The sequence below is a fragment of the Pseudomonadales bacterium genome, assembly GCA_024234435.1.
Classification (GTDB): Bacteria; Pseudomonadota; Gammaproteobacteria; order Pseudomonadales; family Porticoccaceae; genus JACKOF01.
Map to the genome: position 1 here is coordinate 1 of JACKOF010000003.1, position 14,522 is coordinate 14,522.

General features: G+C 49.7%; 10 protein-coding genes. 4 read left to right on the top strand and 6 right to left on the bottom strand.

All coding sequences use genetic code 11. The annotated features are described in order from the left end of the window. Positions 1–1,563: glutamine-hydrolyzing GMP synthase (guaA, locus tag H7A02_12550; GenBank protein ID MCP5173086.1), on the bottom strand; the 1,563-nt coding region annotated here is incomplete at its 3' end. Between the two features lie 108 nt (positions 1,564–1,671). Beyond that, positions 1,672–3,147 carry an IMP dehydrogenase gene (gene guaB, locus H7A02_12555; GenBank protein MCP5173087.1) on the bottom strand — a complete coding sequence of 492 codons (1,476 nt, stop codon included), beginning with the start codon at positions 3,145–3,147 and terminating at the stop codon, positions 1,672–1,674. A gap of 140 nt (positions 3,148–3,287) precedes the next feature. Here guaB and xseA point away from each other — a divergent pair, with 140 nt between their 5' ends. The 3 genes from xseA (at position 3,288) to H7A02_12570 (ending at position 8,030) form a co-directional block, all read left to right on the top strand. Next, the gene (gene xseA, locus H7A02_12560; GenBank protein MCP5173088.1) at positions 3,288–4,646 is read left to right on the top strand and encodes an exodeoxyribonuclease VII large subunit; all 1,359 of its coding nucleotides are present in this window, start codon (positions 3,288–3,290) and stop codon (positions 4,644–4,646) included. Positions 4,647–4,650: 4 nt separating this feature from the next. Then, complete coding sequence (pepF, locus tag H7A02_12565) at positions 4,651–6,552, top strand: oligoendopeptidase F (GenBank protein ID MCP5173089.1); 1,902 nt, start codon at positions 4,651–4,653, stop codon at positions 6,550–6,552. Between the two features lie 83 nt (positions 6,553–6,635). Further along, on the top strand, positions 6,636–8,030 hold the full coding sequence (locus H7A02_12570; GenBank protein ID MCP5173090.1) for an AarF/ABC1/UbiB kinase family protein: 1,395 nt from the start codon (positions 6,636–6,638) through the stop codon (positions 8,028–8,030). A gap of 32 nt (positions 8,031–8,062) precedes the next feature. Here the strand turns inward: H7A02_12570 and H7A02_12575 are convergent, their stop codons facing one another. From H7A02_12575 to H7A02_12590, 4 genes are all read right to left on the bottom strand, one after another. After that, complete coding sequence (locus H7A02_12575; GenBank protein MCP5173091.1) at positions 8,063–8,989, bottom strand: hypothetical protein; 927 nt, start codon at positions 8,987–8,989, stop codon at positions 8,063–8,065. A 52-nt stretch (positions 8,990–9,041) separates the two neighbouring features. Further along, a complete protein-coding gene (locus H7A02_12580) occupies positions 9,042–9,572 on the bottom strand; it encodes a hypothetical protein (GenBank protein MCP5173092.1) in 531 nt (176 codons plus the stop codon). A 78-nt stretch (positions 9,573–9,650) separates the two neighbouring features. Then, the gene (locus H7A02_12585) at positions 9,651–10,814 is read right to left on the bottom strand and encodes a phosphotransferase family protein (protein ID MCP5173093.1); all 1,164 of its coding nucleotides are present in this window, start codon (positions 10,812–10,814) and stop codon (positions 9,651–9,653) included. 187 nt (positions 10,815–11,001) lie between these two features. After that, positions 11,002–13,365 (bottom strand): TonB-dependent receptor, encoded by a 2,364-nt coding sequence (locus H7A02_12590; GenBank protein MCP5173094.1) that lies wholly within the window; start codon positions 13,363–13,365, stop codon positions 11,002–11,004. Between the two features lie 397 nt (positions 13,366–13,762). Here H7A02_12590 and H7A02_12595 point away from each other — a divergent pair, with 397 nt between their 5' ends. Next, positions 13,763–14,521, top strand: a complete 759-nt coding sequence (locus H7A02_12595) for a response regulator transcription factor (GenBank protein ID MCP5173095.1) — start codon at positions 13,763–13,765, stop codon at positions 14,519–14,521. Position 14,522 lies beyond the last annotated feature (1 nt).

Genomic DNA, 14,522 nt, shown 5'->3' on the forward strand with positions numbered 1-14,522 from the left:
AATGGTCGCGGGTGGCTTGCTGGAAACATCATAAGTCACCCGCGATACACCGCTAATTTCATTGATGATACGGTTGGAGACTTTTTCAAGAAGTTCGTAGGGCAAATGCGCCCAACGGGCCGTCATAAAATCAACAGTTTCTACCGCACGCAGGGCAATAACGTACTCGTAACGGCGGGCATCGCCGACGACGCCAACCGATTTCACTGGCAGAAATACAGCAAAGGCCTGACTGGTTTTGTGATACCAGCCGGAGTTGTGCAACTCTTCAATGAAGATGGCATCGGCTTCGCGCAGCAGGTCGGCGTATTCTTTTTTAACTTCACCAAGAATCCGCACGCCTAGGCCGGGGCCGGGGAACGGATGACGATAGACCATATCGTAGGGCAAACCGAGCTCCAGACCGATCTTGCGGACTTCATCTTTAAAAAGCTCTCGCAGTGGCTCCACCAGTGACATTTTCATGTCCTCCGGCAAACCACCCACGTTGTGATGCGACTTGATGACATGGGCCTTGCCGGTTTTGGCTGCGGCCGACTCGATCACATCGGGGTAGATTGTGCCTTGCGCCAGCCAGTTCACATCCGTCAGCTTGTGTGCTTCTTCGTCGAATACTTCGATAAAGGTATTACCAATAATTTTACGCTTTTGCTCAGGGTCTGACGCACCCTGCAGCTTGCCGAGGAACAGTTCTTCGGCATCAGCGCGAATAACCTTTACCCCCATATTCTTGGCGAACATTTCCATCACCTGGTCGCCTTCATGTTTTCGAAGCAGCCCGTTATCAACAAACACGCAGGTCAGTTGATCGCCAATCGCCTTGTGCAGTAACGCAGCAACCACAGATGAGTCAACACCACCGGAAAGACCTAGCAATACTTTATCGCCACCTACCTCTTCGCGCACGCGGGCAATGGCATCTTCAATAATTTTGGCCGGTGTCCAGAGTGCGTCACAATGACAAATTTCCAGTACAAAGTGTTCGAATATCCGCATACCCTGCAACGTGTGTGTCACTTCAGGGTGGAACTGCACGCCGTAAAACTGTTTGGCTTCGCAGTACATGCCAGCAATGGGGCAGGATTCGGTGGAAGCCATCAACTCAAAACCTTCCGGCATGGCTGTAACCTTGTCGCCGTGACTCATCCACACATCCAGTAACGTGCTACCGTCATGATCTACATGGTCAACCACATCGTGTAGCAAGCGGCTGTTACCGCGCACCTTGATTTGGGCATAACCGAATTCCTGCAGACGGGATCCCTCCACTTTCCCACCCAGCTGCTCAGACATGGTCTGCATGCCATAACAGATGCCCAGCACGGGGACACCGAGCTCGAAGACAATACCCGGGGCGCGAGGAGACTCCCCGGCAGTAACCGATTCCGGCCCACCCGCCAGAATAATGCCGGACGGCTGGTATTCACGAATTTCCGTTTCGCTCATATCAAAAGCACGGATCTCGGAATACACCCCGACCTCACGAACCCGGCGGGCGATCAACTGGGTGTACTGTGAACCGAAGTCCAGAATCAGGATTTTCTGGGCATGAATGTCTGCCATAACGTTTCTCGAACTGCGTGTTGCAAGTTAAATATTGTCTGGAGTCTTAACGACCCCTTAATCAAAAGGGGCTGCTTTATAGCAGCCCCGATACGGAATCCACAGTACTCAGCGGCCGCCCACCGGATAGTTCGGAGCTTCTTTGGTGATAGAAACATCGTGTACGTGCGATTCGCCCATACCCGCCGACGTCACCCGGACAAAGTTCGGCTTTGTGCGCATCACTTCAATATCAACACTGCCGGTATATCCCATCGCCGAGCGAAGGCCTCCCATCATCTGATGGATAATCACAGAAATCGGACCTTTATAGGGAACCCGCCCTTCAATACCTTCAGGCACCAGTTTCTCTGCACCTTTACTGGCGTCCTGAAAATAACGATCACTGGAACCCTGTGTTTGCGACATCGCACCCAGAGAACCCATGCCCCGGTAGGATTTGTAAGTACGTCCCTGATACAGCTCTATCTCACCGGGAGATTCTTCAGTACCGGCGAACATGGACCCCATCATCACCGCGTGAGCACCTGCTGCAATCGCTTTGGCTATATCTCCAGAGAAACGAACACCGCCGTCAGCAATCACTGGGATGTCTTTTTCTTTCAAGGCATCCACAACATTAGCGATCGCTGAAATCTGCGGCACGCCAATGCCCGTTACAATACGTGTGGTACAGATTGAACCAGGGCCGATGCCGACCTTCACGGCGTCTGCACCGGCCTCTGCCAGTGCCAGCGCAGCCTCTGCAGTAGCAATATTGCCACCGATTACCTGAATCTGGGGGTACTGCTGTTTGATCAAGGATACCCGTTCCAACACATTGCGAGAATGTCCGTGAGCAGTATCGACCACCAGCACGTCGACACCGGCTTCCACCAGAGCGGCCACACGGCGATCGGTATCCGGGCTGGTGCCAACGGAAGCACCCACCCGTAAACGCCCTTGATCATCTTTGCAGGCATTCGGGTATTTTTCTGCTTTATCAATATCCTTAACCGTAATCAGGCCGCGCAGATCAAAATGCTCATCCACCACCAGCACTTTCTCGATACGGTTCTTGTGCAGTAGCGAGCGCACTTCATCGGGACTGGCGCCTTCAAAGGCCGTCACCAGCTTCTCCTTGGGAGTCATGATGCTGGAAACAGGGGCATCAGAGCTGGGCTCAAAACGGACATCACGCCGGGTCACAATACCCACCAGTTCGCCGTTTTTAAGCACCGGCACACCGGAGATATTGTGTTCACGGGTCAGCGCCACCAGATCCTGAATCGTAGCGTCAGCATCAATAGTGATAGGATCCTTTACCACCCCACTTTCAAATTTTTTCACAGCGCGCACTTCCATCGCCTGCTGCTCGACCGTCATGCTTTTATGGATAATGCCGATACCGCCTTCCTGCGCCAGGGCAATAGCCAGCCGTGAATCAGTAACGGTATCCATTGCGGCGGATACCAGCGGAATATGCAAATTGATTTCGCGTGTCAGGCGGGTTTGAAGCGACACATCCTTGGCGGTGACCTCCGAATAACCAGGCACCAGTAAAACGTCATCAAAGGTAAGCGCTTCTTGTGTGATTCTCAGCATGGGTGGCCGTATCCATCAAATTGAACAGGCGGCGCATTATAAGGTTTTGCTGAACATGGGTAAACCGGCATATGCTAACAAAATCACCTGTCAGATTGGCAATATGCCATAATACATCCTTGCTTCAACAAAGTCAGACAATGAACACCGACAACACCACCAAAGGCCCCAATCAGCGACAAATTTTCAGCGTATCCCAGCTAAATCGACGAGTGCGTCAATTACTGGAAACGCAGTTTCCGCTGCTCTGGGTTGAAGGCGAAATCTCGAATTTCAGCTGTCCCTCTTCCGGACACTGGTACTTTACGCTGAAAGATGACCTGGCACAGGTACGCTGCGCCATGTTCCGCGGCAGTAATAGCCGGGTTTTATTCCGGCCCGAACACGGCATGCAGGTGCTGATCCGCTGTCGGGTTGGTTTGTATGAAAACCGCGGTGATTTCCAACTGATTGCCGAGCATATGGAAGAAGCCGGCCATGGAGCCCTGCAGCGCCAGTTTGAAGCGCTCAAAGTACAGCTGGCAGCAGAAGGGCTGTTTGATGATGCGCATAAGCGAAAGCTTCCCTGGCTGCCAAAACGGATCGGTGTGATTACGTCACCAACTGGCGCGGCAATTGAAGATATTCTCAATGTGCTGAAACGCCGTTTCCCGGCCATCCCTGTCAGCGTATACCCCTGCGCAGTGCAAGGTGCGGCCGCGGCAGGCCAGATAGTACAGGCCATAGCAGAAGCCAACAACCGCGGTCGTTGTGAGGTGTTAATTGTTGGTCGTGGTGGCGGCTCACTAGAGGATTTATGGGCGTTCAATGAAGAATCTGTTGCGCGGGCTATCCATGCTAGTGAAATTCCCATTGTCAGCGCCGTGGGGCATGAAACCGATTTTACGATTGCCGATTTTGTTGCCGACGTGCGCGCACCGACACCCTCGGCGGCAGCAGAGCTGGTCAGCCCCGATACCATTGAATTCCAGGCCCGTTTTTCCATGCTTGAAAAACAACTCAAGCAAGCGGTTTTGCGCAAACTTCACAACCAGCAGCAGCAACTGGATTTACTGTCTCAGCGACTGCGCCATCCCGGAGAACGAATCCGTCAGCAACAGCAGCAACTGATGCACACGACAGCCCGTCTGAATCAGGTATTCAGCATGCAATTGCACTTGCGACACCATCAGCTCAGTCAGCTCGGCGCCAGACTCAACCGTCACCACCCGGGTGAGCGGTTGAAACAATCACAGCAGCTGACCATTGCCCTGCAACAACGCTTGAATCGGGCGGTCAAACAACTATTCTTACAAAAACGCTCCAGGTGGCAAGCAACCGCGCAGCTGCTCAATAGTGTCAGTCCGTTACAGACACTGGAGCGTGGATACGCCATTATCAGCGATGAAAACAGACAAATTATTCGCAAGGTTGCCTCCGTCAACCCTGGCGATAAAATAACCGCTCGTATATCTGATGGCACAATGCGGTGCCATGTCGAAAAAATCACTCTGGAATAGCCCTATGCACAACACATATCGCTTAACACTGATCAGTTGGGTTTTACTATTACTGACCTGTTCCACCAGCGGCCATGCCAATACCGATAGCGCCCTTCCAGCCACCGAAAAACCGGTTGAGGAAGCAAGTGTTGAGTGGGATTTATCCGACCTCTACCCCGATGTGGCAAGCTGGGAAGCAGAAAAAGATGCGCTGATAGAAGGGTTTGCCGAACTGGACGTTTGCAGAGGGAAACTGGGTAATTCCGAGAAAATTCTGAGTGCATGCCTCGACTCTGCCAGTGATATGTACCGCACATTACTGCGCCTCTATGTCTATACCTTTCTCGCCAAAGACATTGATCTGGGAAATTCCGAATACCGTGAGCGCGCATCAATGGCACAGAGCCTATTCACACAATTCAGCGAAGCCGTCAGCTTTATTGATCCGGAACTGGTTGAAATTGGCGAAAGGAAACTGAAACGTTTTTTGAAAAAATCGAAAGGTTTGAAACCGCACGATTTTTATATTCTCAATACACTGCGTATGAGTGAACACATCCTGTCTCCCCAGGAAGAGAGGATTCTGGCCGCCGCCAGCGATGCCTTGGGCACCGCCACCAATGTCTACGATGTGCTCACTAACGCAGAGATCCCCTGGCCAACCGCAACACTTTCCGACGGGTCAGAAGTATTGCTCAATTCCCAAGGCTATGCCAAATATCGTGCTGAAGGCAATCGCGATGACCGCAAACGGGTATTTGATGCATTCTGGAAAACCTTTCAGGACTACCGCCAAACGCTGGCTATTACACTGGAAGGTGAAGTGAACAATCATGTTCTCACCGCAAAACTGCGCGGTTACGACTCTGCTCTCCATCAGGCTCTGGCCGCCGACAATATACCGGAAGCGGTCTATCGCACACTGGTCAGCACCGTCAATGAGAATCTTGATACGCTACACCGCTTTATATCCCTGCGCCAGCGCATGCTGAAGCTGGAAAGCACACACTACTACGATATCTACCCTTCCGTAATATCCCTGGATCAAACATACAGCATCGAGGAAACCAGAGATTTGACACTGGCCGCCCTGCATCCTCTTGGTGAAGAATACCTCAACAAATTCCGCGATGCCGTATCGCAGGACTGGATGCATGTTTACCCCTCAGAAGGCAAACGAAGTGGCGCTTATGTCATGGGGGCAGCCTATGACGTACACCCTTATGTACTGCTCAATCACACTGACGATATTGAGTCGGTCAGCACCTTTGCCCATGAGTGGGGGCATGCCATGCATTCACTGCTGGCAAACGAAAATCAGCCTTTTACCAAGGCAGACTACGCCACCTTTACCGCGGAAATAGCATCCACTGCAAACGAAGTACTACTGTTTGATTATTTACGGGAGCATGCAAAAAGTGATCAGGAAAAGCTCTATTTCATCTTCAAGGAACTCTCCCGATTGCGGGGCACTTTCTTTCGGCAGACCCAGTTCGCAGAATTTGAGCTGGCCATTCACGAACAGGTTGAAAGTGGCGGTGCGTTATCCGGCGACAAGCTCAACCTGATGTATGGTGACATTCTGAAACGGTACTACGGCCATGATCAGGGCGTGATGATCGTGGATGATGCCTATACCGTCGAGTGGGCTTATGTGCCCCACTTCTACCGCAATTTTTATGTCTATCAGTACGCAACCTCTATTTCTGCCGCCTATTATTTAACCGACCGGATCCTGGCTGACGGTGAAGAAGCCCAGCAGCAGTATCTGGATATACTTCGCGCGGGCGGTTCGCAATACCCTTATGACATTCTGCTGAAGGCCGGTGTGGACATGGCATCAGCGGAAGTTTACGAAGCGGTTATACACCGTATGAACCGTTTGATGGATCAGGTTGAAGCCATTCTTGATCAAAAAAAGTAAGGGCTGACACGCCATTCCGAACCGGCAGGCCTTAGCGAAACAGCCGCTTACCTGCTTGCTCTTTTGCCGTATCGCGAGTATCTATGAGCAACAAGAAACCTGTAAAGACCATCAAGCGTGTGAAAACCGGGTTTCTGGAACGTCGCATGGAGCTTGCCCGGGCCGGTGTTTTTTCCGGCACTCGCGCGCTCACCCATTCGGCGGGAAACCTGTTTTACTCCACCGAGAAGCGCGAACAACGCAAGAAAAAAATGCTTTCCGAGCAGGCTCATTATTTCGTTAGCGAGATCAGTAAACTGAAGGGCAGTGTTGTCAAAATCGGTCAGATGATGGCTCTGTATGGCAGATACGTACTACCTGATGAAGTCATCGAAGCGCTCTCGACACTGGAAGAGCAAACAGTCGCCGTGAGCTGGCCTGGCATAGAGACGGCCCTGCGGGAAGCCCTTGGCGACGATATCCTCGCCGAACTTGAAATTGATCCGGTTCCCCTTGCTGCAGCTTCAATGGGACAGGTCCACAAAGCCAGCAGAATCAGTGATGGCCAGGCGCTCTGTATTAAAGTGCAGTATCCTGGCGTCGCTAAATCGATCGATACCGATTTCAATGCCGTTATCCGACTGCTCGGCCTGGCCAAGTTAATCGATATCACCACCGATATGCACCAGTGGCTAACTGAAATACGTACTACCCTGCATCAGGAAGTGGACTACTGTTACGAAGCACAGAAAACCAACCGCGTACGTGAACAGCTGGCTGCTGACAATCGTTTTGTGGTGCCTGAAGTATTCTCCCGCTACTCATGTAAAACCGTTTTAACAACATCCTTTGAATCCGGTATCTCGGTTAATGACACCGCCGCACAGGAACTGCCACTAAAGCGGAGAAACCATATTGGACAAGCCATGCTTGATCTGTTTTTTATCGAGCTTTTTGAATGGGGTGAGATGCAGACAGACCCCAATTTCGGCAATTATCGCTTACGTATCGATACCGAAAGCGAGTCTGATCAACTGGTACTGCTGGATTTTGGTGCCATGCGGGAATTTCCAGACGATTTTCTCCAACAATTTCGCGGCATGATTATTGGCGCGCATTTGCATGACAGAGATATGTTTGTCCGCAACGCTATTGCCATGAACTTCATGCAAAGCCATTACCCCGACACGGTACTCGACAACTTCGCTGAACTGGGCTTTGAAGTAGCTGAACCTTTGAAACAGGATCACAGCGACACACCACAGATGGCTCTAAACAGTCAGGGTGAGTACCGCTGGCACGCCAGCAAGCTGCCCAAGCGGGCAGCAAAAACAGCGGGCAAGGCTTCGCTGTCATCCTACTTCAAACTGCCACCGCTGGATTTTATGTTTATGATGCGCAAGCTGAGTGGCGTTTATACGTTCAACCTGGTGCTGAAAGCCGAGTTTAATGGCTACCCATCCCTGGCACCCTTCCTGAATAATGGTGATCAACAGTAGTCGCGCGCGAATTTGCTGTATTCAGCACCGAATTATCCAAATTGCGCCACATATTGCTTGGCGAAATCAAAATAATCCTTATTCCAGCTGAATTCACACACACCCACTCCCGGCACGCCATCAAATACCAATCTTGCACAACCGGTGTTAATCAGTGTTTTCGGGTCATGAGACGACTGTAAAACCCCGAACATGGTGTAATCAATCTGCGAGTTTCGGCCTTCTGTATCGGTGACCTTTACCTGAAACGTTTTTTGCACCATGTCATCACCATAAGTGAAGTCATAATCGATAGATGCGATATGACGCATGATGCCATCTTTATACAAAAATCCCCTTAACTCGGTACGCCCAAAACCCTGCATCTCAAAAAAGTGCATGGAGCTTTCCCCCGTTGTGGCATGCACCCACTTGTAATGCTGGTTCAACCCCCAGACGCGCGGCCCCCAACTGTGGTCACGAATCAGAAAACCTTCGTGATGAATGGCTTTTCCGTCAATTTCCAGATCGGCCACCAGACTGCCATGCTGCTCGGTACGATTGTCGCCGAAATAGGCCGGGTTGCCTTTCGGGTGCATACTGAACGGATACGCAGGATGATTCATGGTGATCTGACCATTGAATTTGATTCGTTCACCGGCCCACTGAATATCAACACGCTTATAGGGCTCAACCACTTGCATATGCAACGGCCCGTGGCGCCAGTCATCAAAATCCATGTCATCCGGCACCGGCCCCTCAATCTGTTCAACCACCTGCTCGGGAAAATCTGGCCCGAAAAAGCAGGCAATAGCCTTGCCTTCACCATTACCCAACATACTGGGGTATATAAAGCCGGCCATTTCGTGCTCGGGCATCAATACGATATGCGCCAGTGACTCGCGACTATTGGCTTCAAGTTTGTGTCGATAGGCGTTTTCAATGGGAAAATCAGCGAACTCCTGAGTTTGTGTCGGCATAACAAATAATACTCTTTTGAATAATTTTAAAACTGGAACGACAATCCACAGATCACCCGTTCAGCAACATCTCTTGTATGGAAGGGAGCTGATCCTGTTCTGGATCGAGTCCTGTGGCCTGAAACCAGACACGCTCACGCATAATCTGCTTTTCACCCGCTTCGAGCATAATCGGGTGAAGTTTCTCTCTGAAGCTTTGTGAGCCATCCTCATGACAGGCATAGATCAGTACATCAATCGCTTCACCTATGGCAGCCGTGTAGTGATTAACAGCCTCTGCGGTATGAGGCATCTGCTCCGGTACATCACCGACTACGACAATCAATGCACTTGTCGCAGTGTCAGTTTCAGACCCACCTTCAGCCGCAGCAATGAGCGCATTGGCAAGTGCAACGGACTCCTCCAGAGCGCGCATCTCATAGAGATAGGCCATATCCCACTGGCTGTTCAACAGTTTCAAATGACCAATAATTAACTGCGCCTGCTCCCGAGCCAAATCATTCGCGGGGTCAACCGCAGGTTGTACGATGGTCTCCATCGCTTTTATCAGGTTTTCAATTCGCAGCGATATATCCGGTAACATTGTTTTTAGCCTCTGTTCTCTAGCCTTTAGCCTCTTCCGCTCATTCGGCGTACAGCCTGTCGAGTCACAGTAACGTGCTCAACCGTCATGACACATAGCGTCGTATTCTTTGATCAACGAGACCATGTGACTCATGTGAACACCGCCTGCTGAACCCAGCCAGGTGATCAACAAATCCTGATGGTTATTGCCATTTTTTGCCGCCATTATTGCGCTGCTAAAGCCCATAAGTGCACATTTCCAGGCATTCATCACTTCGTAGTATTTGAGTACTCTGGTGTCGATCACGCGGCCGGACAACCGCTGATATTCTGCTATGAATTGCGCTCGGGGCATTAATCCACACACCAAGAATTCACCCTCATCACTCTTGGTGCCAAAAAACGGGTGAAGACTCCAGGCCAGATCTTCATGGAAATCGCCAAAATGCGCCAACTCCCAATCGAGAATTGCCGTGATTTTTCCGGAAGGCTCTTCAAACAGAAAATTGCCAATTCGATAATCACAGTGCAGCAGGCAAGGAGTATCACAAACAGGGGCGTTCTCGCGCAACCAGGTTTCGGTATAAGTGATAAGGGGCACTGGCTCCACTTTATCGATCGCCCAGGCTTTCGCCCAGTAGTTGATCTGATAGACCGCTGCTTCAGTTGTCCCTTCAACAGGCTTTACATAGCTGGGTAATTCGGCACCTGAGCCGTCCCATGCATGAATTTTGGCAAGCAGGTCAACGAACTGAGGGGCAATTTTGTTAGCATAGCTCCCGTAACCGATGCCAATTCCAGAGACGCCCTTGCCACTCTCAGCAGTTGGCGCGGTCACGCCGCTCACCAGACTGCAAATCACGCCGGGGCGACCCAAAAAATCACCCTCGGCATCAACAGCCAGGACCGCAGGCAAGGGAATGACACCCTGCAATGCGGCAATCAACTCCGCTTCTCGCAACCGACAGGTTTCTACAATACCCTCCAGAGGGTCCATTCGCAGAACAAAGCGCTCGGCGACAGGCAGCGCCTCGTGCTTGAGCGAGAAAGCAAATTGCTCTTTGGAAGCCCCACCAGACATACGCCCGACATCCGAAATAACAATATTGGTAAACCCCATACTTTCAAAAAGCCGGTGCAATCCGGCTTCGATCTCTTCGCTGCTTTTCGGGGTGTAGGGCCCGTTACTGCGGTTTCTGAGCTTGCGCTCATAGATGTAATTGATCCGTGGTTCCAACAAAGCGCATCTGTTTTTATTCATGCTCTGGCTCTTGAAAGTCTTGTTATTGCCGTAACGGGTACAACAAATGTACCACCATAAATACAAACTTGGCAGTCTAAACCCTAACAGTTATCTACGAAAATCCCCACCCCAAGAGAAACCGGCCTGAGGTTCTGCCGACTTCTCCTGAGGTTGATTCTTGTTTCAAAGAATCTATCGACCTATTTTAGTAGGTATACCCAACGGTAATACCGTAAGTCGCGGGTCGCCCAGCAAATCGGGCAATATCATCCGAGGAGGGAATAATAGTTGTCCAGTAATACTCGTCCGTAATATTCTTGCCCCAGAGCATGACTCTCCATTTACCATCTTCTGTTTCGTAGCCCAAACGAGCATCAATGGTTGTAAATCCATCAAGTTCATAAGGGTGAGAATCAACCGCTCTGCTATAGGGACCTGTTGGCCAAACGATACGGTCAGCACCTATTGCCGCATCAGAATCTGTTTGACCCGTGGCCCTTACTCCCATAAACAACTCTCCGCCACTACTCAACGGGATACGATAATCAATATCCAGGTTATAGGTCAGCTCGGGGGTAAATGGTATGCGATCTCCGGAGAAGTCGTTTGCGTCACCCAACAAGTTAGTGCCTTCGTATTCGGTGATCTCTGAATCCAGATAAGTGACAGCCGCGGAAATAGTTAACGAATCCGTTACCTGGTAAATCATATCAGCTTCAATACCGGCAATTTTTGATTCAGGTACGTTGACTAAAGTATCCAGAATCCCGAATGATGGATCGGGATATTTACCTCGCAACTGTTTGTCCGTGTAGTCGTTATAAAACACTGCAGCGTTAAGCTGCACTGAGCCATCCGCCAGTGTTGACTTGATACCTAGCTCATACGCCAAAACCGATTCAGCAACGACCGGCTCAAGTGCCGTATGATTGGCGGCCGCCAAAGCGGGATAACTGCCTGTCTTATACCCCTCGGAAACATTGACATATAACAATGAATCCTCGTTCAGGTGGAAATCTGCCCCCACACGCCAGGAAACATTATCCTCTTCCAGTGAATCAATAAACGGCTCACCTGGAATACCTTGGTTGTTAAATGCATAACAATCCGGCAAGCCGCCAACAGGGTCGAAGGGAAGATTGTTTGGATTAAAGGGGTTCGGTGCAGGCAGGTTGCCTAAAAAGTTAAACAGGTTAGCTGTACGCAATTCGCCCGCAGCATAAGGGCAGACTTCGGCATCAATACTTGAATCGGTATACCGAACTCCTGCCCTTAAAGTAATGTCTTCAGCAATATCTGTCTCGGTACTGAAGAAAACAGCGTAGTTTTCAATCTCCTGATCGAGCAACACATTACTGTCGTTATTAATAAACAGGTTTTGTGCGCTGTTATTGGTGTTATCTTCAAAGAACAACACCTGATCTTCAAACGTATTGCTCTTTTCATAATTCACACCTGCTACCCAGCGAAATGTACTATCCGGTGAATTTGCCAAGCGAACTTCGGTATTCCAGGTATCCAGTTCCCCCTCACTTTTACGCAGGTCAAACAGGATCAGATCAGATCCGTCACCATCGGTTACCTGATCCTGCTCAAAGTCAGCATAAGACGTCATTACCGTCAATGTCAGCTCATCATTCAAATCAAAGTCACCGCGCAGTACGAGCTGATAGAAAGTACGGTCTCCTTTTGGTGCGCTTTCAGGCGTCCAGTCTGCAGCACGCGGGTCTTCAGGCGAAAAAGGCGTAGTCAATTGCGCTTGCGCATTGGTATTCGGGTCTGCAAATGCGCCTGGGACAGTAGGATGAAAACCTATTAATTGCTGTGCCTGAGGGTCAGATTTATCTTTCCAGCCATTAACGTTCATCTTCAAGCGAACAGCATCGCTGGGTTCATACTCGAGTAACAGTCGCCCCGCGTAATAATCCTCTTTCCCATTTTCATCATCCCGTGTGTAGCTCTTCTGCCACTCGTCTGACTTCACCCCGGTAAACGCAACACGTCCCAGCAGGTCTTCAGCCAGAGGGCCGCTGACAAATCCATTGACCTCTTTCTTGTTAAACCGGCTGTAACTAATATCCCCACCAGCAGAAAAAGTATCTGTTGGCCGCGCAGCGATAAAGTTGATAGCACCAGCCGTTGAGTTCTGGCCGAACAGCGTTCCCTGTGGCCCCTTGAGCACCTCCACTCGCTCAAGGTCATAAGCGGAGTGGCTCGCCATTACCGGAAATGGCAATGGCGCTTCATCAATATACAAGCTCGCTGCCGGATACACGCCTAACGAGCTTTCATTAAAACCGACACCACGCAGCGTAAATATGGGCGTATTGGTTGTGCTCGGAGAGAACACCAACCCTGGCACCGTTGAAGCGATGTCCTCCAAAGACGTCAGTTTCTGTTCAGCCAAAATCTCGCCAGACACTGCAGAAATTGCCATACCCACATCATTGGCACTTTCCGAACGCTTATTTGCCGTTACCACGATTTCTTCCAGCGCCGCATGCGCCATACTGGAAGCCATTACAGCGGAACAAAGTGTAACCAATGCATTTAGTTTTTTGATTCGCATACCTACTACCCCTCAATAGTTGTTTTCATATAAAGGGCCCGTAAGCAAGTGCTGTTGATGCACCAATCACCCCCAACCCCTTTAATGACTGTCTTTGTTATTTGGAAACTCAAAAGAATCAGACAGCCAATGCGCAGAAGGTTAACGATCTAATGGGCTTACAGAAATAGACGGATTTCCGTCACTTTATAAATACTGAAAACAACTTAACTTGGGGATGTGCACCAACGTGCCGAATTGACAGAAAAATACTCATGGCCTAACCTGCCACGGAGCTAATCCATAGGTCAGCTTCAACACATTTCATAGCTGATATTAAAAAACGCCCTTTCATAGGGGATAAAAAATAGTTGCGTCAGCCGGTTTTTCCAGCTTGGGTATCCAGTGGGGTTAACAGATGATCCATAATTTTGAGCTGATGAACAGATCATATTCTCGCCAAATACTGACCAAGTCTGGCGCCAACGGTCTTTCACTGTTTATTTTGGATAACAGTGAGGGTTCTGCAAACCCAATATCTTTCCTGTTTCATAAACACGTCTCTCAAGAAGCTTTGCAGAGATATGCTCAAGGCCTTTATCGTTACGACCCACTGATTCCGAGAGAGGGATCGATATATCGGAATTGTTCACAATTTACCGGTATCGGGCTATGGTCCAGCACCCAGGGCCAGCAAGCGTTCTATCAAAATAATGCTCAAACAAAACCTTACTGGAAATATTTTTCAAGGCTTGGCTTTAATGAGACCGCCGTTAGCTTCAGCTCGATATCAAAGAATCTTTTCTTGATAATTGGACTGCATTCGCTTGGAACACGCCGACATCTTTGTATTGAAAAATCGCAGCCGGATATGGAGAACTGGTTGGATGAATGCCGGGAATCCGTTATTCATTTCTCTATCACAAAAACGCTCTCGAAAATTAGTGACCAAGAAGAGTCTGAAAAACTGGCTGCTCTAGACGAAATACTCACTAACCGGCAGTTTCAGGTAGTATGCGAACTCCTCAAAGGGAAAAGTAATAAGCAGATTGCTTATAGCCTGAAACTCTCCGAATACACCATTGAGAATTACTTAAAGAAAATTTATAAAATTTTTAACCTTCACAGTAGAAGCGCGCTAATTACATTGATTAAAGACCAACATTATTTCTCTTAGC

Excerpts from the sequence above, each read along its gene's own strand:
- xseA (MCP5173088.1), top strand. The coding sequence starts at position 3,288 with ATGAACACCGACAACACCACCAAAGGCCCCAATCAGCGACAAATTTTC.
- H7A02_12580 (MCP5173092.1), bottom strand. The coding sequence starts at position 9,572 with ATGTTACCGGATATATCGCTGCGAATTGAAAACCTGATAAAAGCGATG.
- H7A02_12570 (MCP5173090.1), top strand. The coding sequence starts at position 6,636 with ATGAGCAACAAGAAACCTGTAAAGACCATCAAGCGTGTGAAAACCGGG.
- guaB (MCP5173087.1), bottom strand. The coding sequence starts at position 3,147 with ATGCTGAGAATCACACAAGAAGCGCTTACCTTTGATGACGTTTTACTG.
- H7A02_12585 (MCP5173093.1), bottom strand. The coding sequence starts at position 10,814 with ATGAATAAAAACAGATGCGCTTTGTTGGAACCACGGATCAATTACATC.
- H7A02_12575 (MCP5173091.1), bottom strand. The coding sequence starts at position 8,989 with ATGCCGACACAAACTCAGGAGTTCGCTGATTTTCCCATTGAAAACGCC.
- pepF (MCP5173089.1), top strand. The coding sequence starts at position 4,651 with ATGCACAACACATATCGCTTAACACTGATCAGTTGGGTTTTACTATTA.
- H7A02_12595 (MCP5173095.1), top strand. The coding sequence starts at position 13,763 with ATGATCCATAATTTTGAGCTGATGAACAGATCATATTCTCGCCAAATA.
- H7A02_12590 (MCP5173094.1), bottom strand. The coding sequence starts at position 13,365 with ATGCGAATCAAAAAACTAAATGCATTGGTTACACTTTGTTCCGCTGTA.